Source organism: Streptomyces sp. R28, assembly GCF_041052385.1.
GTDB lineage: Bacteria > Actinomycetota > Actinomycetes > Streptomycetales > Streptomycetaceae > Streptomyces.
Genome location: NZ_CP163439.1, coordinates 6365161 through 6387664, shown reverse-complemented (window position 1 = coordinate 6387664; position 22504 = coordinate 6365161). Strand labels below are relative to the sequence as shown.

Annotated in this window: 18 protein-coding genes and 1 pseudogene; 2 read left to right on the top strand and 17 right to left on the bottom strand. The window is 67.6% G+C overall.

Features of this window, described 5'->3' with window-relative positions; all coding sequences use genetic code 11:
* Positions 1 to 54: 54 nt before the first annotated feature.
* The 11 genes from AB5J49_RS28670 to AB5J49_RS28620 all read right to left on the bottom strand — a co-directional run bounded on the left by AB5J49_RS28670 (position 55) and on the right by AB5J49_RS28620 (position 12454).
* On the bottom strand, positions 55 to 528 hold the full coding sequence (locus AB5J49_RS28670) for an adenylyltransferase/cytidyltransferase family protein (RefSeq protein WP_369175292.1): 474 nt from the start codon (positions 526 to 528) through the stop codon (positions 55 to 57).
* Positions 525 to 2066, bottom strand: a complete 1542-nt coding sequence (locus tag AB5J49_RS28665) for a fibronectin type III domain-containing protein (RefSeq protein ID WP_369171692.1) — start codon at positions 2064 to 2066, stop codon at positions 525 to 527. Before AB5J49_RS28665 ends, AB5J49_RS28670 begins: the two co-directional genes overlap by 4 nt.
* A 74-nt stretch (positions 2067 to 2140) precedes the next feature.
* Positions 2141 to 3685: an oligosaccharide flippase family protein gene (locus AB5J49_RS28660; protein WP_369171691.1), complete on the bottom strand. Its 1545-nt coding sequence runs from the start codon at positions 3683 to 3685 to the stop codon at positions 2141 to 2143.
* Complete coding sequence (locus AB5J49_RS28655) at positions 3682 to 5343, bottom strand: hypothetical protein (protein WP_369171690.1); 1662 nt, start codon at positions 5341 to 5343, stop codon at positions 3682 to 3684. Before AB5J49_RS28655 ends, AB5J49_RS28660 begins: the two co-directional genes overlap by 4 nt.
* Positions 5318 to 6769 carry a hypothetical protein gene (locus tag AB5J49_RS28650; protein WP_369171689.1) on the bottom strand — a complete coding sequence of 484 codons (1452 nt, stop codon included), beginning with the start codon at positions 6767 to 6769 and terminating at the stop codon, positions 5318 to 5320. Before AB5J49_RS28650 ends, AB5J49_RS28655 begins: the two co-directional genes overlap by 26 nt.
* Before the next feature lie 151 nt (positions 6770 to 6920).
* Positions 6921 to 7634, bottom strand: a complete 714-nt coding sequence (locus AB5J49_RS28645) for a class I SAM-dependent methyltransferase (protein ID WP_369171688.1) — start codon at positions 7632 to 7634, stop codon at positions 6921 to 6923.
* 51 nt (positions 7635 to 7685) lie between these two features.
* Positions 7686 to 8888 (bottom strand): glycosyltransferase family 4 protein, encoded by a 1203-nt coding sequence (locus AB5J49_RS28640; RefSeq protein WP_369171687.1) that lies wholly within the window; start codon positions 8886 to 8888, stop codon positions 7686 to 7688.
* A 28-nt stretch (positions 8889 to 8916) separates the two neighbouring features.
* Positions 8917 to 9897 carry an NAD-dependent epimerase/dehydratase family protein gene (locus AB5J49_RS28635; RefSeq protein ID WP_369171686.1) on the bottom strand — a complete coding sequence of 327 codons (981 nt, stop codon included), beginning with the start codon at positions 9895 to 9897 and terminating at the stop codon, positions 8917 to 8919.
* A 134-nt stretch (positions 9898 to 10031) separates the two neighbouring features.
* Positions 10032 to 11144 (bottom strand): glycosyltransferase, encoded by a 1113-nt coding sequence (locus AB5J49_RS28630; RefSeq protein WP_369171684.1) that lies wholly within the window; start codon positions 11142 to 11144, stop codon positions 10032 to 10034.
* Positions 11141 to 11701 (bottom strand): putative colanic acid biosynthesis acetyltransferase, encoded by a 561-nt coding sequence (locus AB5J49_RS28625; protein ID WP_369171683.1) that lies wholly within the window; start codon positions 11699 to 11701, stop codon positions 11141 to 11143. Before AB5J49_RS28625 ends, AB5J49_RS28630 begins: the two co-directional genes overlap by 4 nt.
* A 48-nt stretch (positions 11702 to 11749) precedes the next feature.
* Positions 11750 to 12454, bottom strand: a complete 705-nt coding sequence (locus AB5J49_RS28620; RefSeq protein ID WP_369171682.1) for a CDP-alcohol phosphatidyltransferase family protein — start codon at positions 12452 to 12454, stop codon at positions 11750 to 11752.
* A gap of 387 nt (positions 12455 to 12841) precedes the next feature.
* Between AB5J49_RS28620 and AB5J49_RS28615 the strand changes: the two genes are divergently transcribed.
* Positions 12842 to 14548: a hypothetical protein gene (locus tag AB5J49_RS28615; protein WP_369171681.1), complete on the top strand. Its 1707-nt coding sequence runs from the start codon at positions 12842 to 12844 to the stop codon at positions 14546 to 14548.
* 34 nt (positions 14549 to 14582) lie between these two features.
* On the opposite strand, the gene AB5J49_RS28610 is transcribed toward AB5J49_RS28615, so the two are convergent.
* Positions 14583 to 16055: a sugar transferase gene (locus AB5J49_RS28610; protein WP_369171679.1), complete on the bottom strand. Its 1473-nt coding sequence runs from the start codon at positions 16053 to 16055 to the stop codon at positions 14583 to 14585.
* A gap of 424 nt (positions 16056 to 16479) precedes the next feature.
* Here AB5J49_RS28610 and AB5J49_RS28605 point away from each other — a divergent pair, with 424 nt between their 5' ends.
* Positions 16480 to 16989: a hypothetical protein gene (locus AB5J49_RS28605; RefSeq protein WP_369171678.1), complete on the top strand. Its 510-nt coding sequence runs from the start codon at positions 16480 to 16482 to the stop codon at positions 16987 to 16989.
* A 100-nt stretch (positions 16990 to 17089) separates the two neighbouring features.
* Here the strand turns inward: AB5J49_RS28605 and tuf are convergent, their stop codons facing one another.
* The 5 genes and pseudogenes from tuf to AB5J49_RS28580 form a co-directional block, all read right to left on the bottom strand.
* Positions 17090 to 18283, bottom strand: a complete 1194-nt coding sequence (tuf, locus tag AB5J49_RS28600) for an elongation factor Tu (RefSeq protein WP_369171677.1) — start codon at positions 18281 to 18283, stop codon at positions 17090 to 17092.
* Positions 18284 to 18437: 154 nt separating this feature from the next.
* Positions 18438 to 20564: an elongation factor G gene (gene fusA, locus AB5J49_RS28595; RefSeq protein ID WP_369171675.1), complete on the bottom strand. Its 2127-nt coding sequence runs from the start codon at positions 20562 to 20564 to the stop codon at positions 18438 to 18440.
* 39 nt (positions 20565 to 20603) lie between these two features.
* Positions 20604 to 21071: pseudogene (rpsG, locus tag AB5J49_RS28590) on the bottom strand (30S ribosomal protein S7); the annotation flags it as partial.
* Between the two features lie 5 nt (positions 21072 to 21076).
* Positions 21077 to 21448: a 30S ribosomal protein S12 gene (gene rpsL / locus AB5J49_RS28585; protein WP_003948652.1), complete on the bottom strand. Its 372-nt coding sequence runs from the start codon at positions 21446 to 21448 to the stop codon at positions 21077 to 21079.
* A 356-nt stretch (positions 21449 to 21804) separates the two neighbouring features.
* Positions 21805 to 22368, bottom strand: coding sequence for a DUF1707 and DUF4190 domain-containing protein (locus tag AB5J49_RS28580; protein WP_369171674.1), 564 nt, complete (start codon positions 22366 to 22368; stop codon positions 21805 to 21807).
* Between the last annotated feature and the right edge of the window lie 136 nt (positions 22369 to 22504).

Genomic DNA, 22504 nt, shown 5'->3' with positions numbered 1-22504 from the left:
CGGGGTGAGCCGCGAGGGTGAGCGCCCCCGCGGCTTGCCTCAGCTCTCCATCCCTCACAGTCCCGGCCCCGCGAGCTGCCCTGACGCAGGCTCGGAAGGGCTCCGCTGGGCGAGGAGGTGGAGGGCGTCCCGTAGCAGCGTGCTCGACGTGTGCACGGTGTAGGGGAAGTAGACGACCTTCACCCCCACCCTCGCGAATTCGGCTTCGAGAGCCGTCCAGACCTCCGTGCCGAGCCAGTCGTCCCCCTTGAAGATGACGTCGAAGCCGACTTCCTTCCAGATCCCGATCTTGTCGTCCACGGTCGCGACGAACGTCTCGTCCACATAGCGCACACTCTGAACGATCTGCAGTCGCTCGGAGAGCGGGACGACGGGCGGCCTGCCCTTCAGGCGCACCACGAGGTCGTCCGAGCAGACGCCGGCGATGAGCCGGTCGCAGTGCCCGCGTGCCCGGCGCAGGATGTTCAGATGGCCCACATGGAAGAGGTCGAAGACCCCTGGCGCGTAGCCGAGACGTTCTCCCATCAGCGCTGTTCCTTCGGAGGCCCGTCGGCGACCGCGGCCACTACGAGCGCTTGCGACCGGGGCGAGGCGTTCTCGCCGTCGCTGACGGCGATCCGGTAGCGATGGCGTGAGCCGGGGGCGACGGAGTCCGTGTACTTCATCGTGGGGCGGTTCCACTCCGCGGACCGCTGCGTCGGTGAGGCCACGAGCTTGCCGTCCCGGTAGATCAGGTACTTCAGCTCCGCGTCGTCCCGGTCCCATGCGGCCCGCCAGCTGAGCGTGACCTTGCCGGTGGCCGAGGCCGAGGCCTGGAGCTGGGGCGGCTCCTCCGGGGCGCCGCGGTCGGGCCCGGCCGAAAAGCGGACCAGGCTCTGCTGCGGTCTGCCGTTGACCTCGGTGAACTCGCCGCCCGCCCAGAGGACTTCACCGGCCATCTTCAGCGCGCGGGGGCCGTTGCCCTCGCCGGTCCCACCGTCCGTGTCGGGGAACCAGTGCAGGATGTGCCGGTCGCGGATCGACTGGGCCAGGAAGTGCTGACGGAAGTTGCCCTCGGGGAAACCGCCCGGGGTGTCCATGCAGTTGTGGGCGTGGGACCCGCTGTAGAGAACACCGTTGTGCACGGCGACGGCCTGGGTGGCGCCCAGGCAGGTGTCCTTCCAGACCATCTCGCCGTTGCCGAGGCGGCCGGCGATGCGGCCGTCGAAGATGCCCGTTCCCTTGCCCTCGGCCGCCACATAGAAGTTGGTCGCGTCGCGTACCAGCGCCTTCACCTTCGATCGTGCGGGCAGCCAGTTCGGGTACGAGGTCACCGTCGTGCCCGTGACGGGGCGCAGGGCGACGAGCTTGAACTCGAACTCGTCGTTGACCTCGAGGAAGTCGCCGCCGACGATGAGCTTGCCGAACTCGGGTGCGGCGAGGATGGCCCGTACGGGAGCGTCGATCTGCGCCTTGAACGGCAGCAGCGAACCGCTGGGGGTGAACGCCGCGATGCGCTGCCTCTTCTGACCGTTGGCGATCGTGAAGTCGCCGCCCAGGTAGACCGCGGCGTCCGTCACCTCGATCGCCCGCACGAACGACGACATGTGCGGACGGAAGTCCTTGCGCAGCGAGCAGTCGGCCGTGTTGAGCGCGACCGCACTGGACGCATCGGCCTTGCCGGCCTTGCCGAACGAGCCGCCGACGTACAGCACCTCGCCGTCCGGCGACGCCTTCAGCGCCCGTACGGTGTCACCGGCGCCGGAGAAGGACTGGGCGCACGGCAGCAGCTTGCCGGTGGCGGCGTCGAACGCGGCGAAGTTCTTGCGTGCGACCTCCCTCTGGCCGGGCTTCGCGCCCGGCGGACGGACCTTGCCGAAGGTTCCGCCGACGTACACGACACCGTCCGCGTACTCGATCGACCAGACGATGCCGTCGGTCTGCCAGGTCGCCAAACGGTCGGCGGTCAGGGTCTTTTCGTCGCCGTCGGCTGCCGAGCTCGAAGCGGTGATGAGCGAGGCAGCCGCGAGGAGGGCCACAGCCGACGCCGTGGTGACCCCCCTCTTCGTGCTTTTTCTCAGGCGCATGGAACATCCCTGGTTGCAGCAAGTACGGGTGGGAGAAGGGCAGAAGGAGCAGCGGTCCCGGTTCCGAGACGGCCTCAAGTGGCGCGTTCGCGCAGCACACCGACGAGTTCATGCACCCCCAGAGGTGTGCTAAATCGCCACAAACTTATACCGAATACGCACAATCCCATGGTGATTGCGACGGCAAGTCCGATGGCCGTGTCACCTGCCAGGAGCCTGGCGGGAAGGACCAGCGGCACCGTGAGACACAGGCCGGCGGCGGTCGCCAGGAGATATCCGCTGTCGATGATCGTGAAGCCCGGATGCCGCCGCACCAACGCGGCGGAGACCAGGTTCTCGACGACGGTCGCCGCTGCCCAGGACAGGGCGGCTCCGAGGACGCCCAGGCGGGGTACGGCGAGCATGCCGACCGTCAGCTGCACCGCGAACGCGACGCCGGTGACCGCCAGATGCCAGGAACTCTTGCCTGCCATGAGCAGCACCGTCTGGGCGTTTCCCACCCCTACGTTGACCGCCGAGGCGACACAGAGCACCACCAGCGCATCCGCCCCCTGCTGGAACTCCGGCCCGAACAAGGACAGGACGGTGCCCGGGAAGCAGGTGAGCAGGACGAGCAGCGGCCAGGAGAACAGCACGATCCAGCGCGTCGAGACCCGGTACAGATGGCGGGCCTGTGGGATGTCGCCCACGGCGAGGAGCCGGCTGATCTCCGGAGCGACGGCCAGCCGGATCGCGAGCTGGAGCAGCGTGGCCGCGATGACGACACGGCCGACGGCCGTGTAGATGCCCGCCTCCTCGCTCGTCCCCAGGCAGGACAGCAGGACGACGCCCACCCAGACCGCGCTGATGTCGAAGACGGAAGAGATCGCCCGGGGCATGGCGAAGGCCCAGAATCCGTGCCGTGTGGCGGCCGCGTCGGGTGCGGAGGGACGTCCGAGGCTCGTACGGCGGCACCGGCGCACCGCGTGCCAGGCGACGAGGACGCCGGCCAGCGAGGGAATGAGCCAGGCGGCGGCCAGACTCAGTACACCGGGGGCCAGCAGGGCGACCGGTACGGCGATCAGCACGCGCAGGACCGGTTTGCCGATCTGCTCGACCCCGACCAGCGGAATCACCGTGCCGTAGCCCTGGGTCGCGCCGAGCAGAATCAGGGTGACCGTGGCCAGGGGGAGAAAGAGTGCGAAGAGCCGGACCAGAGTGACCGCGTCCTGTGGAGCCAGGTTCGGCAGCAGCGAGGTGGCCGTCGAGGGAGACAGGAACAGCAGCGCCGCGGCCCCGGCACTCACCGCGGCTCCCGGTACGACCGCGGTGCGCAGAAGTGCGCCCACCTGCCGGCCGCCTCCTGTGGCCACGTCGCGGGAGACGAAGCGCACCAGGCCGGTGTCGGCACCGAGCTTGCAGGTGTTGCTGAGGATGGTGAAGACGGCAACGCCCGTGAACACCGCTCCCGACCCGTGCGCCCCGAGGGCACGAGTGACCAGGGTGACGAGGACGTAGCCGAAGACGGCGCTGACCGCTGCCCCCAGGAACCCCCACCACCCGCCCCGCGCGGTGGCGGCGACCCCGCTCCGGGCGGCCTTCCCACCTGCGGCGGGAAGGGCCGTTCCGGAGGCGCTCATCCTTTGGAGGCGGTGAGCGTGTCGTCCTGGGCGGACGAGCTCTGCTGCGGCTGGGAGATCAGCTCTTCCTGCGTATGGCCGCCGGCCTGGTGGGCGGCGCCGGACAGACCCTCGGCACGGGCGGCCGGCATCGCGGACGAGGCCCGCTCCCCCGCCCGGCGGCCGCCGTCCAGGGCACCGCGGAGCAGGCTCCGCCGAGTGCCCAGGCAGAGCACCGCGCCCACGACGTGTCCACCCGAGCAGCTGATCAGCTCGCGAACCTTCCTGAGGTCGTCGCGTGTGGTGTGCTCCAGGCCGCCCACGATGAGGACACCGTCCGCACGTTGGGCGACCGCGAGACCGTCGGCGTGTTCCAGCAGCGGCCGCGTGACGACCACCGAGGACCTTCCGGCAGCGGCACACGACAGAGCACGCGTCACCACCGGTGACATCGGGATGTCACCGGTGGAGGCGCCCCGTCTGTCGGGGCAGAGCGTGATGCGCCCCGCCGTGCCCGCGTCGACGACGACCCGGCCGTCCAGGGGCCGCGGCGGTTCGGCGTCCTCACCCAAGTCCTCGGTCAGCAGCGGCAGTCGTGCCGCGAGGCCCGGTGTGCTCGCGGTGGCATCCACCAGCAGTACGTCCTCACCGGACTCGGCGAACACGGCGGCGAGGTTGATGGCGGCCGCCTCGGCCTCGCGGTCCTGCTTCGGGGTGACGACCAGCAACGTGCCGCCGGCCGTACGGGCATCGCCGTGCCGGAGGTGGAAGGCGACGGTGCGGTACACCTCCGCGCGACTGCTGGCGACTCGGCCGACCTCCAGCAGTTCGCCGTCCTTCCCGGCGCCCGGGAGGATGGCCAGCACCGGGGCGCCCAGCGCGCCTTGGACCTCGCCGACCGAGCGGACCCGTGGTTCGAAGGCGCACCGCAGCCAGGCGAGCAGGACGGCCAGCACCAGTCCGCCCATCAGGCCAAGGCCGATGAGCGCCACCGGCCCCGGCCCCGCGGGATGCTCCGGCGGCTCGGCCTTGCGTACGACGTCGCCTCCGGTGGTGTCGCGGGACTCGAAGTCGGAGATCCGCTTCTGCAGCACGTTGATCTGGTCCCGCAAAGCCGCGCTCCCGGGCTTGCCGGCTTCGGCGTTGCTCTTCCTGGTCAGCGGGGCGAGCTGCCGCTTCAGCGCGCTCGCCATCCGCCGCACCGTCGCGTCGGTCCGCTCCTTGCGATCGGCGAGATAGGCGTCGAGGAACGCGTTGGTGATCCGGGCCGCCCGCTTCGGCGTGCCGGCCGTGTACTCGAACCGGAGAATCTGGGTGTGCGGCGGATTGCTGACCCGCAGCCTCTCCAGCAGAGCGTCGGCATGGGAGGGTTGACGCAACGCCTTCGCCGCACGGCCCGCGACGGAGGCACTGAGCGCGATCTGCTGCTCGGTGCCCATGCTCACCTGGTTGTCGGCGGACACGCCGTAGGTGCTGAACGGGTCCACCGTCGAACGGACGAGAATCTCACCGGTGGAGGTGTAGCTGCCCGCGCGGAGCAGCACCAGCAGCAGTCCCCCGAGCAGCCCGAGGACGATACCCAGCGCGATGGTCACGCGGTACTTCAGCAGCTGGCGCAGCTGGTCGCGGAGCTGGTCCGGTTCGTCGTACCGGTCATCGAAGCTGGTGGAGCTGGTCACGGATGCCTCCTGTTCCGGGGATGGATGCGTGGCTGGCGGTCGCGGGCGGCAGCGCCGGTGAAGGGAACCGGGAGGGCCGGGCGGCGCGGCGGGTGATGAACAACGGGACGGCCAGGAGCAGCAGCATCGGCCCCACGATGGCCAGGAGGCTGCCGCGCAGGAAGATCATCTGGTAGAAGGCGAAGGCCGGGACCAGCAGGAACGCGAGCGTGGTCTGCTGGTCCCGGAGGCGTTCGCGGATGTCGTCCGTACGGCGCCCGGCCGCACCCAGCAGACAGAAGACGGCCGCCACAGAGGGAAAGCCGGCCCACATGTAGCTCTCGATCCACAACGGTGCCGAGAGGTTCCAGAAGTCGTAGCCCGCATGCTGGGCGAGCGTGATGCCGACGGCCTGCGGCTTTTCCGGCCACACGGAGCGCGGCACCATGAACACAAGGGGGCCGAGCGCGTCCGACGGCGAGAAGCCGTTCTCCTTCACATGGTCGACACCTGTCTGCATCTGCTGGAAGGAGTCGTAGTCCATGTTCGAGGTGAGCTGCTCCGTCAGGCTCACCACCTGGACGGCCTCACGTTCGCTGTAACGGAAGTAGTCGCTGTACGGGAAGACGAGCAGCACCACCGCCGTGAGCGCCGCGGCGGTGATGCGGAAGGCCCGTGGGCGGGTGAACCGGCTCCAGGAGAACAGCAGGACCAGAAGGACGGTGCCGGCCCAGAAGCGCGGCCTGCTGATCGGGTTGTTGACGACCACGTTGAGCCCGAGCAGCAGCGGGAGCAGCAGTCGGCGGGCGCCGCGCAACCACCGGTCGCCCGCCGTGCGGCGGGGCAGGTGGATCAGGCCCACCAAGGCCCAGAAGGCGGGGACGGCGAGGATCCAGGTACGCAGCGTCCGCTCCGAATCCTTCGCGGCCTCCGGCTGCCACAGGGCCTGCCTGCTGGTGAAGAAGGCGCCCCACCCTCCCAGCTGGGGGATGAGTACGACCGCGAGCACGAGGGACAGGCCGCTCAGGACGAGCACGGGCAACGGTGCGAGCCTGCGGGAGAGCACCGGTGCGAGAACGACCGAGCGGTTCTCCGCGCGCCTGGCGGCCAGGAGCCCTCCGGCGCTGTAGGCGAGGAGCCCGACTTCGATCAGGACGGTGGCGGAGAAGGCGGTGGCCTCGCCGGTCCGGTATTCGAGGGGGTAGGTGTCGGTGGCGAGCATGGCGAGCGGCGCCAGCCCGAGCCATACATAGGAGAAGAGCCAGAAACCGAACGCGACGAGCCGTACCGACGTATCGGTGAGCACCCACGTGAGCGCGCCACCGGTATGCGCCACGACGACACACTGCACGACGAGTGCGGCGCCGACGTGCCCGTCGGAGGTCTGCAGGACCAGCACCGGCAGCAAGCCGATGAGTGCAGCGGCCCAGGCGCAGACCGCGGCCATGCAGCGTTCTTGACTGCCCTGCACCTGCACCCCTCTCGCGGAAGCGAACAAATAGGCTGAATCTTCGTCAACCCAGTAGTACCTCACGCACGGTATATTTCGGGTGAATCCAGGAGCGTTTCGCTTGAGGGCTTGCGGGGCGTAGATCGCATTATGCGCAAATAGCTGAATTGCTTGCGGGCTGCCGCTTCGGCCGACAAATCATGAAGTACTGCGAGCTCAGCCACCAGGGCAGGTTCGGCACCGGGCTCATATGCACGGCACCGAGAGAGAACCGCTCCCTCACGACCTCCCGCAGCTCACGAAAATCAAAGCCCTTGTGTGTGGTACGCGGATTCTGCGGCCGGCTCACGTGCATTCCGACCAGCGCTTTCAGCACTTCCGTAGGCGTGTACTCCGACTTGAGCGAGCGGCTGCGAATCATCCAGTTCGACACCTTCGGCACGATCGCCAGGCCGCACATGATCGGCACGGAGATCACGAGCGCGCCGTTCGGCTTGAGGACGCGCACCGCGTCTTCGAGCAGAGCATCGAGTTCGTGGGCGTAGAGGTGCTCGCAGACCTCGAACGCGGTCAGCACATCTACGCTCTGCCCCGCGATGCTTTCCATCGATTCCGCGTACTTCACTTCGGAATACGCCGGTTCCATGTACCGGTCGTATCCGACGAGCGTGACGTCGGGGCGCGCCTCGCCGAGCGCGTGCAGGAAGAGTCCCGGCCCCGCCCCGAAATCGACGACGGTTCCCGACTTCGCGCACACCCCGTCGACAAGGTCGACCGCCATCGTCGTGCGAGTGCGGTGAGCGAAACGGGCCAGCGGATTGCCGGACCTGACCGTTTGCTCTTCGTATGAAATTTCGCGCATCGAGAGCTCCCGACGTTGGTTGATGAGAAGGCATGCCGTGACGAAAAAGGCTCAGCCGGCGTCGGAGTGGCTTACGGCCCGCAGGATGTCCTCGAATCGCGAGGCGCAGCCCTCCAAAGCGAACTCCCGCTCGGCCAGTGCCCGGCTCTCCTTGCCCAGCACCTCCGCGCGCACCGGGTCGCTCAGGACCTCGCGGACCCAGGTGGCCGCGCCGGCCAGCGAGGACTCTTCCGGGGCGAACACCGCTGACCCGGCCTTCCGGAGCAGCTGCGCCGCCAGGTTGTCCGCCGGCATCAGGCCCAGCACCGGGCGTCCGGCGCACAGATAGGACAGCGTCTTGGAGGGCACCGAGAACTCCCCGGCGTCCGCCGCCAGCAGCACGACCAGCACATCGCCCGTGCCCAGCACCTCGGACAGCCGCTCGTACGGCTGGAAGGGCAACAGGGTCAGATCGACGCCTCGGGCGGCCGCGGCCTCCTTGATGACCGGGACGGCCGGGCCGTCGTTGACAACGACGAGGCGGACCCGTTCGCCCTGCTCGCGCAGCGTCTCGACCAGCCGCACCAGCAGGGCGGGATTGTGCTTGAGGCCGATCGTGCCCGAGTACAGCACGGTCCTGACGCCGGTGAGGCCGTGCTCCTGCGACCACGCGTTGGCGCGGGCCACGGGGGTGATCTCGTCCAGCGGCGCCCAGTTGGGAATGACGGTGACCTTGTCGGCGGTGCCCCACTCCCGGTGGACCCGCACGAAGGAGTCGGCGATCACCACGATCGCCGAGGCGCGTCGCGCCGACCACTTCTCACCCTGCTCGAAGACCCTGGCGGCGACGCCCATCAGCCTCGACACACCGGCGGCGGCGAAGCTCCGAAGGGCGATGGCGGTGATGTCCTGGTGCCACAACACCCAGGGGATGCGCAGCATCTTCAGCGCCGACGCGGCCACGACCAGGGTCGGGATCGGCAGATTCCCCAGCATCGCCACGTCCGGCTTCTCGCGCCGCACCTGTCGGGCCAGCTCCAGGCCGAGCCGGGTCTCCTGGAAGAGGCGCCGGACGTAGGCGCCCTTGTCCAGGACGACGTGGTCGCCGATGGTGACGAACCGCAGGCCGGCGACCGCGTTTTCGGCGAGGTTGCCCTTCCCGGAGACGTAGGCCGGGCAGGTCGAGTGAACGACGTCATGGCCGCGATGCGCCAGCTCACGGCTGAGCTGCGCCTGGAACGGGTGCCCGCTGTAGTCGTGGACGAGGATCCTCATCGGTTGCCCTCCCTGCCGATTCGATCGATCAGGAGCGAGCGAGCTTGACCTGGTCGTAGACCCAGGCGTAGGTCTTCTCGAGGCCGTCGGCGAGGGGGATCGAGGGCTCCCAGCCATGGAGTTCGCGGATCAGGCTGTTGTCGGAGTTGCGGCCGCGTACGCCCTGCGGCGCGTCCAACTGGTACTTGCGCTCACAGCGGATGCCCGCGATCTCCTCGACGATGTCGACCAGTTGGTTGATGGTGACGAGCTCGGAAGAGCCGATGTTGACGGGAACACTGCTGGCCCCGCGCATGAGCATCTGCGTGCCGTGGAGGCAGTCGTCGATGTACATGAAGGAACGGGTCTGCCGGCCGTCGCCCCAGATGTCGATCCGGTGCGACCCGGAGAGGGCCGCCTCGGCGATCTTGCGGCACACGGCCGCCGGGGCCTTCTCGCGGCCTCCGGTCCAAGTGCCCTCGGGGCCGTACACGTTGTGGTAGCGCGCTACACGACAGGTGAACCCGTAGTCCTCCTCGAAGTGGCGGCACATGCGCTCGGAGAAGAGCTTCTCCCAGCCGTAGCCGTCTTCGGGCTGTGCGGGATACGCGTCCTCCTCCCTCAGCGCGGTGACGTTCGAGGCGGCCTGCTTGCCGGCGGCGTACACGCAGGCGGACGAGGAGTAGAAGTAGCGCTCCACGCCGGCCTCGTGCGCGGCCTTGAGCATGTGGGTGCTGATCAGCACCGACATCATGCAGGCGGCCTTGTGGTTCTCGATGAAGCCCATGCCGCCCATGTCGGCGGCCAGCATGTACACCTGGCCGGCGCCCCGGACGGCGTCGCGGGCGTTCTCCAGAAGCGACAGATCGGCGACGACGTTCTCGGCGTCGCGGTGCAGTTGGTGCCATTCGTGCTGCGGCTTGATGTCGACGCAGCGGACCGACAGCCCCTGCGCCAGGAGGTCGGCTGCGAGATGCCCACCGATGAATCCCCCGCCTCCGGCAACAACGACGTCCACCTGCTTGGTCATGGCAGCTCCTCCAGAAACCCGGGATCGGTGGTCACTGAGACCTGCCTGGTAGGTTATGCACCAATTATCAGAATTAGGCCAATATGCCACGCCCTTGCGCGCCCCGAGTCACCTGATGCCTCCGTCTGGGCCTGTCAGAGATTTCGGTAGAGCACTTCCAGTCGGTCTGCCACCGCGTGGATGGAGAAGGCTTCCTCCACGGCGCACTTGCCCGCTTTCACCAGCCCATGTCGCTTGTTCTCGTCGGTGAGCAGGTCGCAGACCGCGTCGGCCATGGCCTGCGGGCTGCCGTCGGTGACGATCGCCGCTCCGCGGCGCGCGAGTTCGTCCGCCATGCCGCAGGTGTCCGTGCACACCACAGGGGTTCCGGCGGACATGGCTTCGATCACGGTCATGGGGAACGGCTCGTCCACGCTCGGCAGCACGTACACCGCCGCTTTCGCGTAGGCCCGCGCCGCCTCGGCGTACGACAGCGCCCCACCGTAGGAGACGACATCCCCGAGCCCGTGGGTGGTGATGAGCTGACGCACCGTCGGCAACGAGCCCTCGTCCGGGCCGTGCAGGGTGAACCGCGCCTCGGGCAGCTTCCGGTGAACCAGGGCGGCCATCTCGACGAACGCCTCCGGGCGTTTGCGCGGATGCAGCCGCGCCATGAAGAGCACCTCCGGGGCGTACGGCCGACGCTCCACCGCTGCGTCGCGCTCGGGCCGTACCCCGTTGGGCAACGTCAGCAGCGGCGGCCCCTCCGGCCCGATGACCTCGGACACGGCCCGCCGCTCCCGCTCGGTGAGCACCAGGCAGCCGCGCGCCCGGCGCAGGAGGGGTACGTACAGGCGGTCGAAGAGCTTGGCGACAAGCCTGTGGCGTGGCTCCACCATTCCGTGCGTCTGCGTGAAGAACCTCTTTCCCCGCAACGCCGCCACGGCCAGCGCGGTGAGGGAGACGAGGTCGCGCCCCGCGTGGATGTGCACCACATCGGCCCTGCCCATGGAACGCCACATGTCCCTGACGAGCAGCGGGTGCATGATCCCGGTGAACCGGCCCGGAAGCAGGGCACGCGCCGGGCGCGTTCGCAGCGGAACCGAGCCGATGTGTGCCGGTGCCTGGGCTCTGCCTCGCCACAAGGACAGCAGCGTGACCTCATGGCCGCGCGCGGCGCACTCCTGCAGTTGTCCCGTCGCCACGCTTGTCGGACCGCCGTACGCTCCGTCCTCGCTGACGAGCGTCACCACATGAACGAGCCTCATCCCACGCCCCTCGCCGTGACGACCTCGGCCGGCGCGATGTCGCGGTGGGCGATCGCAGCGGCACCCACCACAGCGCCACGACCGACGGTGACCCCTCGCAGCACGACGGCCCGCGCCGCCACCCAGGCCCCGGGCTCCAGGCGGATGGGCCCGTTGTCGAACTCGAAGGTGGGGCTGAGGCGCTGGTGGCTTCCGGTGCACAGCAACGCCCCCTGGGAGACACAGGCATCGCTGCCGATGCTGATCCGCTCGAGGTTCAGCAACCAGGCGTCCTCGCCGATCCATACGTCGTCGCCGATGTCCAGCCGCCACGGCCAGTGCACGCGCACCCGCTGACGGATCAGCACCCGCTGCCCGATCCGCGCGCCGAAGGCCCGCAGCACAGCGGGCCGCCAGCGGGCCGGGAACCACCACTTCACGAAGACGAGGTTGAGAACCGCGAACCAGGCTGCCTGAACGAGCAGGGGGCGCCCCTTGTCGTAACCGGCTCCGGTGAAGCCTCGCAGAGAGCGTTCCACGACGGTCGGCACGGCGGTCGGCACGGCGGTGTCTGCCATGGGTCGACCCTTCTTTGTGAGGGGAATGAATCGGGTCAGGCGTTCGGGTCAGGAGAGTTCCCGGAACCACTTGGCGAAGAACGCGGGCACAAGCATCAGGTGGGCCACGAGCAGGGCGGCGTACAGCGCGAAGAAGAGCTTCTGATTGCCCAGGAACAGGAAGATCAGGCACAGCAGGCCGTAATCCACGGGCAGCAGCGCCATACCGCGAGCAGCGGAGGGCGGGCGCATCGGGCCGACGTGCCCATCGGCCCGATGCCGTCGCAGCTGTTCCGTCAGGATCCCTCCGAAGAACAGCAGGACAGCAGCGAGCTGGAAGGTGATCGGGGTGAGCAGCAGGACGGGACGCGGCAGGTCGAAGAATCGGTAGAACGAAATCAGAACCGCCGCATGGACGCTCAGGATCTTCGCGCAGTCCACTACATGGTCCATCCACGCCCCGGCAGGGCTGGCCGACCCGTGCAGCCGGGCCAGCTGACCGTCCGCGGAATCAAGCGCGAACCCGACGAGCAAGGCGAACGTGACCCATGGTCCGAGCACGTGTGAGGGGGGGTAAATGGCGATCGCGGCAATGGCCGGAAAGGTGACCAGGCCGCTTGCGGCGGTCACGTGGTTGGGCGAAAGCCCGATGCGGTGAGCCGCGGCCGCGAACAGCCTTCCGGCCGGCCGATTGACGAATCGTGAGTAGCCGGGAACCCCACGAGAGGGCTTCTGCGCCTTCGAGAGCTGCTTCAGTGTGCTGGGGAAGTCCACTCTCTCAACCTCATGCCTGAGCAGGCGCAACGATCACCGCTTGCCACATCCTCAATGGCGTCCGTGCGCGAGGATTCCGAAATCACCTGGAGCGACGCGGTCGACCAGCTGGGTGAGGTGAGCCGTTCGCGTAATCGTGCCCCTTGCAACTCGTCCATGGATGACTGCTCCGCCATGATCACCATGATCGCCACGACACGAACGTAAGCGCTCGATCCCATTGCACCCGATGAGACAAGCGGACTTATCGTGAGATCCACCCGATTGGCCTCGGCTGTGAGCGTGCCCGCGACCGCCGCCCATTCCGATCGATGGACCATGTCATCGCTGAGTCGAAATGAATTCCCGTAGCAAGAAGTCCGGGATTCCGACACAAGGACAGACGGCATGCACGCTGGGCAGACGACAGGCGATCTCGGCGTCATCCGCACGACGGACGACCTCACATCAGCGCCTCGACGGGAAGCCGAAAGGAGAGACCGGCCCCTTTCCTACGGCCTGTTCTGCGCGGTACTTCTCATCCACACCACCCTCGCTCTGTTCATCGGGGCGAACGGCTGGGACGACGGATCCATCACCCTGGCGTTTGCACGCACCTTCGCCGAGTCCGGCCAGATTGCGCTGACAGCGCCCTCAGAGACGGTCGAGGGATTCTCGAGCCCATTTTGGTTCCTGCTGATGGCGGGCACCTACCGGGTGCTGCCGCTGGACTTCGACGGCATGATCCTGGCCGGCCAGCTGTGGTCCGGACTCTTCGCAGCCATCGGTGCCGCGCTGCTTCACACCATGCTGCGACAGTACGGTCGCCTCCAGGCCTGGACGGTCAGCCTGGTGCTCTTCGCGTACGGGCCGTTCCTCAACGAGACCATCAACGGAATGGAGATGACGTCACTGTCGGCGGCCGCGCTCGCGATCGTACGGCTGCTGCGGAGCGGCCACCGACATGAGGGGATCGGCCTGATGCTGCTGGCTGCCACAGCCCCGTGGATCCGGGCGGAAGCCGTCGGCTACGTCATTGCCGGCGCTGTGGTGCTGGCGCTCTGCTCGAAGGAGTATCGCCGGGCGGTGACCCTGGCCGCGGGGGCCGTTCTCTCCTTTGCTGTGCTCACAGCAGTCCGCCTGGCGCTCTTCGGCTCGCTGCTGCCGAACACGATGATTGCGAAGCGGTCCAGCCCGTACAGCGCGGACTCGCCGATCAGGCACATCCTGCAGGTGTGCGTGGCCGCGGCGGAGGTCCTCTACGTCCTGCTGCCGGCAGCCGTCATCGCCATCACGGCGTTGACCGCCATGCACAGCGGATGGCGGTCGGTGGGCACCGAGGCGTTCAGGCGAATGCGCTCACGGAGCGTCCACCCCGTCGCGAGCTTCAGCCTCGGCTACATCGCAGCTGTCGCGGTATTCAACCTGGGGATCGGACGAAACTGGGGCTACATCGGACGGATGGAGCAGTCCGCGATCGCGCTGGGCGTGGTGGCGGTCGCGCTGTCGAAGCCTCACGTCATGCATTTCCTGAAGTCCACGCCACGCCTCTTCGCCGTGATCGCCGCACTGCTTCTGCTCACGGCCTGCGGCATCGAAAAGCAGTTCATCGCCGCACGACTCCACCCCGAGACCGAGGTGGCTGTCACCCCGGCGGCCTACCGAATGACCGGCGAGGCGATGGATGAGGTGCGGGCGAAGCTGGGACAGCCGGCACTGACCGTGTTGACCCCGGACGTCGGCGGCTCGAGTCTGTGCTGTACGAAACTGCGGATTCTTGACCTCGCCCTGCTGGCCAACGCCGCGCTCGCCCGAGACGGCTACGCGGCGATGCCCTCCTACCTGACGGCCAACAAACCCGATCTGGTGGAGACACACGGCATGTGGTCGGAGGCCTCGAAGCTGTACGGCATCACATACTTCCGGGACAACTACACGCCGGTCGTGGTCCACGGAATGTGGCTGTACCTGCGTAACGACCTCCGCCTGAAGCTGGATTCACAGTGCACGCCGGTCATCCCGGAGGAAGCCCGCCTGCTGCGCTACCGCGGTGCCGAGGTCGACGAGCGGTATGTGCGCTCCCTGAATCTCGATTCGGTGTGCCGGCTCTCCTGACTGGTTCGATCCAGGACCCCGGACCACCCCTTCTTCAGTAGGCGCCGCGCCCGTCCAGCACAGCGCGGACGGTGCGGGCCATGACCGTCATGTCCCAGGTCCACGACCAGTTGTCGACGTACCGCAGATCGAGCGAGACGGTCTCGTGCCAGGACAGATCGGATCTGCCGCTCACCTGCCACAGTCCCGTGAGGCCGGGTTTGACACTCAGTCGGCGCATCTCCACCTGGTCGTAGCGGGCGACTTCCTCGGGCAGCGGCGGACGGGGTCCCACCAGCGACATGTGGCCGAGGAGGACATTGGCCAACTGGGGCAGCTCGTCCAGCGAATAGCGGCGCAGAAAGCGCCCGGCGGACGTGACCCGCGGATCCCGGCGCAGCTTGAACATGTGACCGTCGTGTTCGTTCGCCTCCGCCAGGTCACCCTTCATCCGGTCCGCGTCCACGACCATGGTCCGGAACTTCCACATGGGGAAAGGCGTCCCGTCCCGGCCGACGCGGACCTGACGGTAGATGACCGGCCCCGGCGAAGTCATGCGCACGGCGAGCGCCAGCAGTGCGAACAGTGGAGCAAGCACCATGAGCAGGACGAGCGAGCCTGCCCGGTCCGTGGCGGCCTTCAGCAGCGTCGGCAGCCCACGGCGCGTCGGCGGTGAGACGTCCAGCAGGGTGAGCCCGGCCGCCGAGGCGATACGGACCCTGCGCCGGGCCACTTCGACGATGCCGGGCAGCACCATCAGCCGGCGGCCCCGGTCGTGCAGGGCCCACGACAACCGCCGAAGCCGGTCCCCGCACATGTGCCTGCCCGCGGTGACGAAGACCAGGTCGGCACCGAGCGCCTCAGCCGCCTCCGACACGGCCACGGCATCCTCGTCCGCAGCACTCGGCGCGCCGGCCCGCAGCCGGGCCGACACGGGCAGGCCGGACAACACCTCGCCCTCGCCCAGCACACAGGCCCCAACCACCACGTACCCGTGGTCCGTACGTTCGGCGAGCTGTCCGACCACGGCGTCCACGGCCCCGGCCTCACCGACGACGAGGACACGTCGAAGCCCTCGGGCGCGCCTGCGTACGGCCAGGATGCGGCGGTGGATCGCCTTGCGGCAGACCACGGTGACCGCCAACGACGGACACAGCGCGGCGAGAACCGCTGCGGGCGGCTCGCCGAGCCCGAACACGGTCCGCAGCACGGCCAGGGCGCCGAGCAGCACCAGCCAGTCCCGCACCACCGGTCCGACCGGGGCCCCTTCGTCCCAGGTCGAGGACGCGTAACGCGCGGCAGCGAGGCCCACGAGCACCCAGACGAACGTGATCGCCACCGCCTGCTGCACGGGGTGGGCCGCACCGATCGCGGAGAAGGCCACCCCGGTCGGCAGCGCCATCCCCAAGGAGTCCGCGCAGACCGCGACCGGTACGTACCACCCGTCCGCAGTGCGTTTGGGCGTGGTGGACCGGTGCGGTGTGAGGCGAATCGTCTGCCCTGACACCGCGCTGGTGGACTGCCGCATGGTTCTCCCTGTGACCCCGGCCCTCGGCGAAGACGTGGGGCGCGGCTGCATTGAAGGAGCAGCACACGCCCCATATGAGGGTTATATCAACATTTTTTGAATGTATGTCCTACTGGCACGACTTACTGATGGGCGTTTCTTACGGCTGTACGACGAGCCCACGGATGGCGGCAACCGGCCGGGCACACGGGCGCGACGCCCTCATCGAACACCCGCCACCACGCGCCGGCGCTCGGCCTTTCCGGTGCTCTGCGACCCGGACGGCCTAGGCAGAGGAATCCCTGGGGAGTGGCGTTCATCAGATTGTGCAAATGATCAGATGCCCGTCAGCGGCTGCGAATCAGCACTCGAATCACCGAAAGAAGAGGTGCGAGTGTCCGCACGGGCGAAATCCGGTACACCCAGAACAAAAGGAGCACTCGTCGTGCGAGTAACCACTCGAGCAACCACACGGTCGACACGAGCGAGATGGGGAGCGCGCTGCGTCGGCCTCGGCCTGACCACGGCACTTGCGGTCGCCTTCGCGGCCGGCCCCGCGTCGGCAGTGGCCGGGGCTCCCAGCGCCTCCGGCGAGCAGCCGGTGGAGGTGCCGGGTAACCCGACCTTCGACTCACTGCCCGCCTCCATCAGCCCCTTCACCTGCGACCGGATCGTCAAGGTCGATCCGGTGACGGCGGGGTCGTTCGGGGACGACGACGAGATCACCATCAGCAACATCGGCACCGACAACACCTTCGACTTCACCATCTCCGACGACTTCGCCGCCATCGGCGTCATCGTCAAGGGCGGCCCGGTGGCCAACCTCTACGACTACCGGCCCACGGGCATCCAGGCCGACCAGGAGCTCCACGCGCCGGTCAACCCGGCGAACATGACCTACTACGGTCTCAGCCACGTCGACTTCTGCCTCGTCGAGGACGGCTCCAACACCTGACGCGTCCCACACGCCGGAAAAGCAAAGGGGCCCGCACGACCGAAGTCGTGCGGGCCCCTTCAGGAGCTCGCGTTGGAGCTACCAGGTCAAACCAACAAGCTTACTTGTTGATCTTGGTGACCTGGCCGGCGCCCACGGTCCGGCCACCCTCACGGATGGCGAACTTCAGGCCCTCTTCCATGGCGACGGGCTGGATGAGCTCCACCTTCATCTCGGTGTTGTCACCCGGCATGACCATCTCGGTGCCCTCGGGGAGGGTCACCACGCCGGTCACGTCCGTCGTACGGAAGTAGAACTGCGGACGGTAGTTGTTGAAGAACGGCGTGTGGCGGCCACCCTCGTCCTTGGACAGGATGTAGGCCTGCGCCTCGAACTCGGTGTGCGGGGTGACCGAGCCCGGCTTGATGATGACCTGGCCGCGCTCGACGTCCTCGCGCTTGATGCCGCGGAGGAGCAGACCGACGTTCTCACCGGCCTGGCCCTCGTCGAGCAGCTTGCGGAACATCTCGATGCCGGTGACCGTGGTGGTGGTCTTCTCGGTCTTGATGCCGACGATGTCGACGGTCTCGTTGACCTTGAGGACACCACGCTCGATACGGCCGGTGACGACCGTACCGCGACCGGTGATCGTGAAGACGTCCTCGATCGGCATCAGGAACGGCTTGTCGACGTCACGCTCGGGCTGCGGGATGTTCTCGTCCACGGCCTTCATGAGCTCGAGGACGGTGTTGCCCCACTCCTTGTCGCCCTCAAGGGCCTTGAGCGCCGAGACCTTGACGACCGGCAGGTCGTCGCCCGGGAACTCGTACTCGGAGAGCAGCTCGCGAACCTCGAGCTCGACGAGCTCCAGGATCTCCTCGTCGTCCACCATGTCGGCCTTGTTCAGGGCGACGACGATGTAGGGAACGCCGACCTGGCGGGCCAGGAGCACGTGCTCCTTGGTCTGCGGCATCGGGCCGTCGGTGGCGGCGACCACGAGGATGGCGCCGTCCATCTGCGCCGCACCCGTGATCATGTTCTTGATGTAGTCCGCGTGACCGGGGCAGTCGACGTGGGCGTAGTGACGCGTCTCGGTCTGGTACTCGACGTGCGCGATGGAGATGGTGATACCGCGCTGGCGCTCCTCGGGAGCCTTGTCGATCTGGTCGAAGGCCGAGGCCTCGTTCAGGTCCGGGTACGCGTCGTGCAGCACCTTGGTAATGGCGGCCGTAAGGGTCGTCTTACCGTGGTCGATGTGACCGATGGTGCCGATGTTGACGTGGGGCTTAGTCCGCTCGAACTTCGCCTTCGCCACGGGGTCCTCCTGTGGAGTGGTTCTGAACGCCTTGCTTCATCGGCGCCAGGTGATCTTTGCTGGAAAGCCCGGGCCCGGGGGCATCCCCCCACGAATGTGGGTGAATACCCCTGGCGGCTCCGGAGTCAAGCCTAAAGCGTGTGAACGCGGAGCGTTACTCGCCCTTGGCCTTCGCGATGATCTCCTCGGCGACGTTCCGCGGAACCTCGGCGTAGGAGTCGAACTGCATGGAGTAGCTGGCACGGCCGGACGTCTTGCTGCGCAGGTCGCCGACGTAGCCGAACATCTCCGAGAGGGGCACGAGGCCCTTCACGACGCGAGCACCCGCCCGCTCCTCCATGGCCTGGATCTGGCCACGGCGGGAGTTGATGTCGCCGATGACCTCGCCCATGTAGTCCTCGGGCGTGGTGACCTCAACGGCCATCATCGGCTCAAGGAGAACGGGGCTGGCCTTGCGCGCGGCCTCCTTGAAGGCCTGCGAACCGGCGATCTTGAACGCGAGCTCGGAGGAGTCGACCTCGTGGTAGCCACCGTCGATCAGGGTGACGCGCACGCCGGTCATCTCGTAACCGGCGAGGATGCCGAACTGCATGGCCTCCTGCGCACCGGCGTCGACCGAAGGGATGTACTCCTTCGGGATACGACCACCGGTCACCTTGTTCACGAACTCGTACGAGGCGTCGCCGCCCTCGATCGGCTCGATCGCGATCTGCACCTTGGCGAACTGGCCAGTACCACCAGTCTGCTTCTTGTGCGTGTAGTCGACGCGCTCGACGGCCTTGCGGATCGTCTCACGGTAGGCGACCTGCGGCTTGCCGACGTTGGCCTCGACCTTGAACTCACGGCGCATACGGTCGACCAGCACCTCGAGGTGCAGCTCGCCCATACCACCAATGATGGTCTGGCCCGTCTCCTCGTCCGAGTGGACCTGGAAGGACGGGTCCTCCTCGGCCAGGCGCTGGATCGCGACGCCCAGCTTCTCCTGGTCGCCCTTCGACTTGGGCTCGATGGCGACCTGGATGACCGGCGCCGGGAAGTCCATGGACTCCAGGATCACCGGCTGCTTGTCGTCGCACAGCGTCTCACCGGTCGTGGTCTGCTTCAGACCCATGACGGCGATGATGTCGCCGGCGCCCACCGACTCGATCTCCTCACGCTTGTTCGCGTGCATGCGGTAGATCTTGCCGATGCGCTCCTTCTTGCCCTTGACGGAGTTCAGCACCGCGGTGCCGGACTCCAGGCGGCCCGAGTAAACCCGGACGAAGGTGAGCTTGCCGAGGTGCGGGTCGCTCATGATCTTGAACGCCAGCGCGGACAGCGGCTCGTCCTCGGACGGCTTGCGCTTGACGACGACCTCAGGGTCCTTGACGTCGTGGCCCTCGATGGCCTCGACGTCGAGCGGGGTCGGCAGGTAGCGCACGACCGCGTCGAGCAGGGGCTGGACGCCCTTGTTCTTGAACGCGGTGCCACAGAACACCGGGGTGACCGTGGTGTCGTTGGACTTGCCGGACGCGATGGTGATGCGACGGATCGCGGCGTACAGCTGCTCCTCGGTGGGCTCCTGGCCCTCCAGGTACAGCTCCATGATCTCTTCGTCGTTCTCGGCGACGCCCTCGATCAGCTTGCCGCGGTACTCCTCGGCAGCCTCGGTGTGCGTGGCCGGGATGTCGACGACGTCGTACATCTCGCCCTTGGCGGCCTCGGCGGACCACACGAGCGCCTTCATGCGGACCAGGTCCACGACGCCCTTGAAGTCGGCCTCGGCGCCGATCGGAAGCTGCATGACGAGCGGCTGGGCGCCCAGGCGGTCCGAGATCATGTCCACGCAGCGGTGGAACTCGGCGCCGGTACGGTCCAGCTTGTTCACGAAGCAGATGCGCGGCACGCCGTAACGGTCGGCCTGACGCCACACCGTCTCGGACTGCGGCTCAACACCGGCGACACCGTCGAACACCGTGACGGCACCGTCGAGGACGCGGAGCGAACGCTCCACCTCGACCGTGAAGTCGACGTGCCCCGGGGTGTCGATGATGTTGATCGTGTAGTCGTTGTCCTCGAGGGGCCAGTGACAGGTGGTGGCAGCAGAGGTGATCGTGATGCCACGCTCCTGCTCCTGCTCCATCCAGTCCATCGTGGCAGCGCCGTCGTGGACCTCACCGATCTTGTAGCTGACGCCGGTGTAGAAGAGGATCCGCTCGGTGGTGGTCGTCTTGCCCGCGTCGATGTGGGCCATGATCCCGATGTTGCGGACCTTGGCCAGGTCAAGTGAAGTGGTAGCCATAAGGCTTCAGTCTTCTCTCGGTCTCGATGGGGTCTGCGACTACCAGCGGTAGTGCGCGAAGGCCTTGTTGGACTCGGCCATCTTGTGGGTGTCCTCGCGCTTCTTGACGGCCGCACCGAGGCCGTTCGAAGCGTCGAGAAGCTCGTTGAGCAGACGCTCGGTCATGGTCTTCTCGCGACGGGCGCGGGAGTAACCGACCAGCCAGCGCAGCGCGAGCGTGTTGGCGCGACCGGGCTTGACCTCGATCGGAACCTGGTACGTCGCACCACCGACACGGCGGGACTTGACCTCGAGGGTCGGCTTGATGTTCTCCAGCGCGCGCTTCAGCGTGATGATCGGGTCGTTGCCCGTCTTCTCACGCAGACCCTCCATGGCGCCGTAGACGATGCGCTCGGCGGTGGAGCGCTTGCCGTTCAGCAGCACCTTGTTGATGAGGGAGGTCACCAGAGGAGAACCGTAGACCGGGTCGATGATGACCGGGCGCTTCGGGGCGGGGCCCTTACGAGGCTTTCTTACTTCTCCTTCTTGGCGCCGTAGCGGCTGCGGGCCTGCTTGCGGTTCTTGACACCCTGGGTGTCAAGGGAGCCGCGGATGATCTTGTAACGAACACCAGGCAGGTCCTTCACACGGCCACCACGCACGAGCACGATGGAGTGCTCCTGCAGGTTGTGTCCCTCACCCGGAATGTAAGCGGTGACCTCGATCCCGCTGGTCAGACGCACACGCGCGACCTTACGCAGGGCCGAGTTCGGCTTCTTCGGGGTGGTCGTGAACACACGCGTGCAGACGCCACGACGCTGAGGGGAACCCTCGAGTGCGGGCGTCTTGTTCTTCTCGACCTTGTCCTGCCGGCCCTTCCGGACCAGCTGCTGGATCGTAGGCACTACTTCTCCGGTTTCTGTGTGCCGAATGGTGAAGCTAACCTGGAACGTCGCCGACCCACGCGGTCGGGTGTGTCGAATCCGGCGGATTCCCGCCGCGAGGCGAAAAGAGCACAGATTACGGTGGCCGCTCACAGCTCGCTATGCGGTTGAAGGCACGCACGAGAGCCAGGGCACACCCCAGGCACAAGGTCTGAGCGTACCTACCTCATTCGCTGCGGTCAAAACAAATGGGCCTCGCCCACCTCGCCGCATGGCCCATGTCAAGACCACGAGCCGTGTTTGATCTTCGAATCGGCGGTCCCGGCACGTCGCGGCCGTAGCGCACAACCCCCGAACCGGCCACCCGCGGCCCGTCCTCACGTGGACACCGCGGCGGCCACAAGCATGAGCGTCAGCAGCAGCGCCCAGCCCGCGGTCGACAGCCAGCCGAGCACGAGTCCGGTCAGGGCGAGCGCGTCACCGCTCTCCCCGGTGCGGCGGATCTCGGAGCGGGCCGCGTGCCCCAGGACCACTGCCGGGATGCCGGTCATCCCGAAGGTCACCAGGCACAGCACCCCACAGACCGCCGAACCGACGGCCTTGCCGTTGGTCTGTGGCCGGGCCGGCAGAAACGTGCGTGGCACAGCCGTGACGGGCACAGGATGCGGTACGGGGCCCTGGGGCAGGTCGGCCACGAGCAGGGCCAGCTCACCGACGGTACGGGCCGTGTAGGCCCGCTCGATCCGCTTGTCGAACTCGTCCTTCTCCAGGCGGCCCTCCCCGAATCCCGCCCTGAGCACATCCACGGCACGCTCACGGTCGGCGTGCGAGGCGAGCATCGCCGGACTGCTCTGGACAGGCCACGGCTGCGGGGCGCCCCCGCCCTGCCACCCGAGCGGGGCATGGCTCCCGTGCCACGGCTGCCACGACGGATACGTCATGGAGCACCTCCCCCGTACTGGTCGGAGTCCCTCCATGATGCGCCGAACCGGCATTCCTGGCATCGGGGTCCCACCCGGAGAAAACCCGGAGACGGTTGCGGAACCCCAGGGAACGCCGAAGGGCGGCCACCCCGAG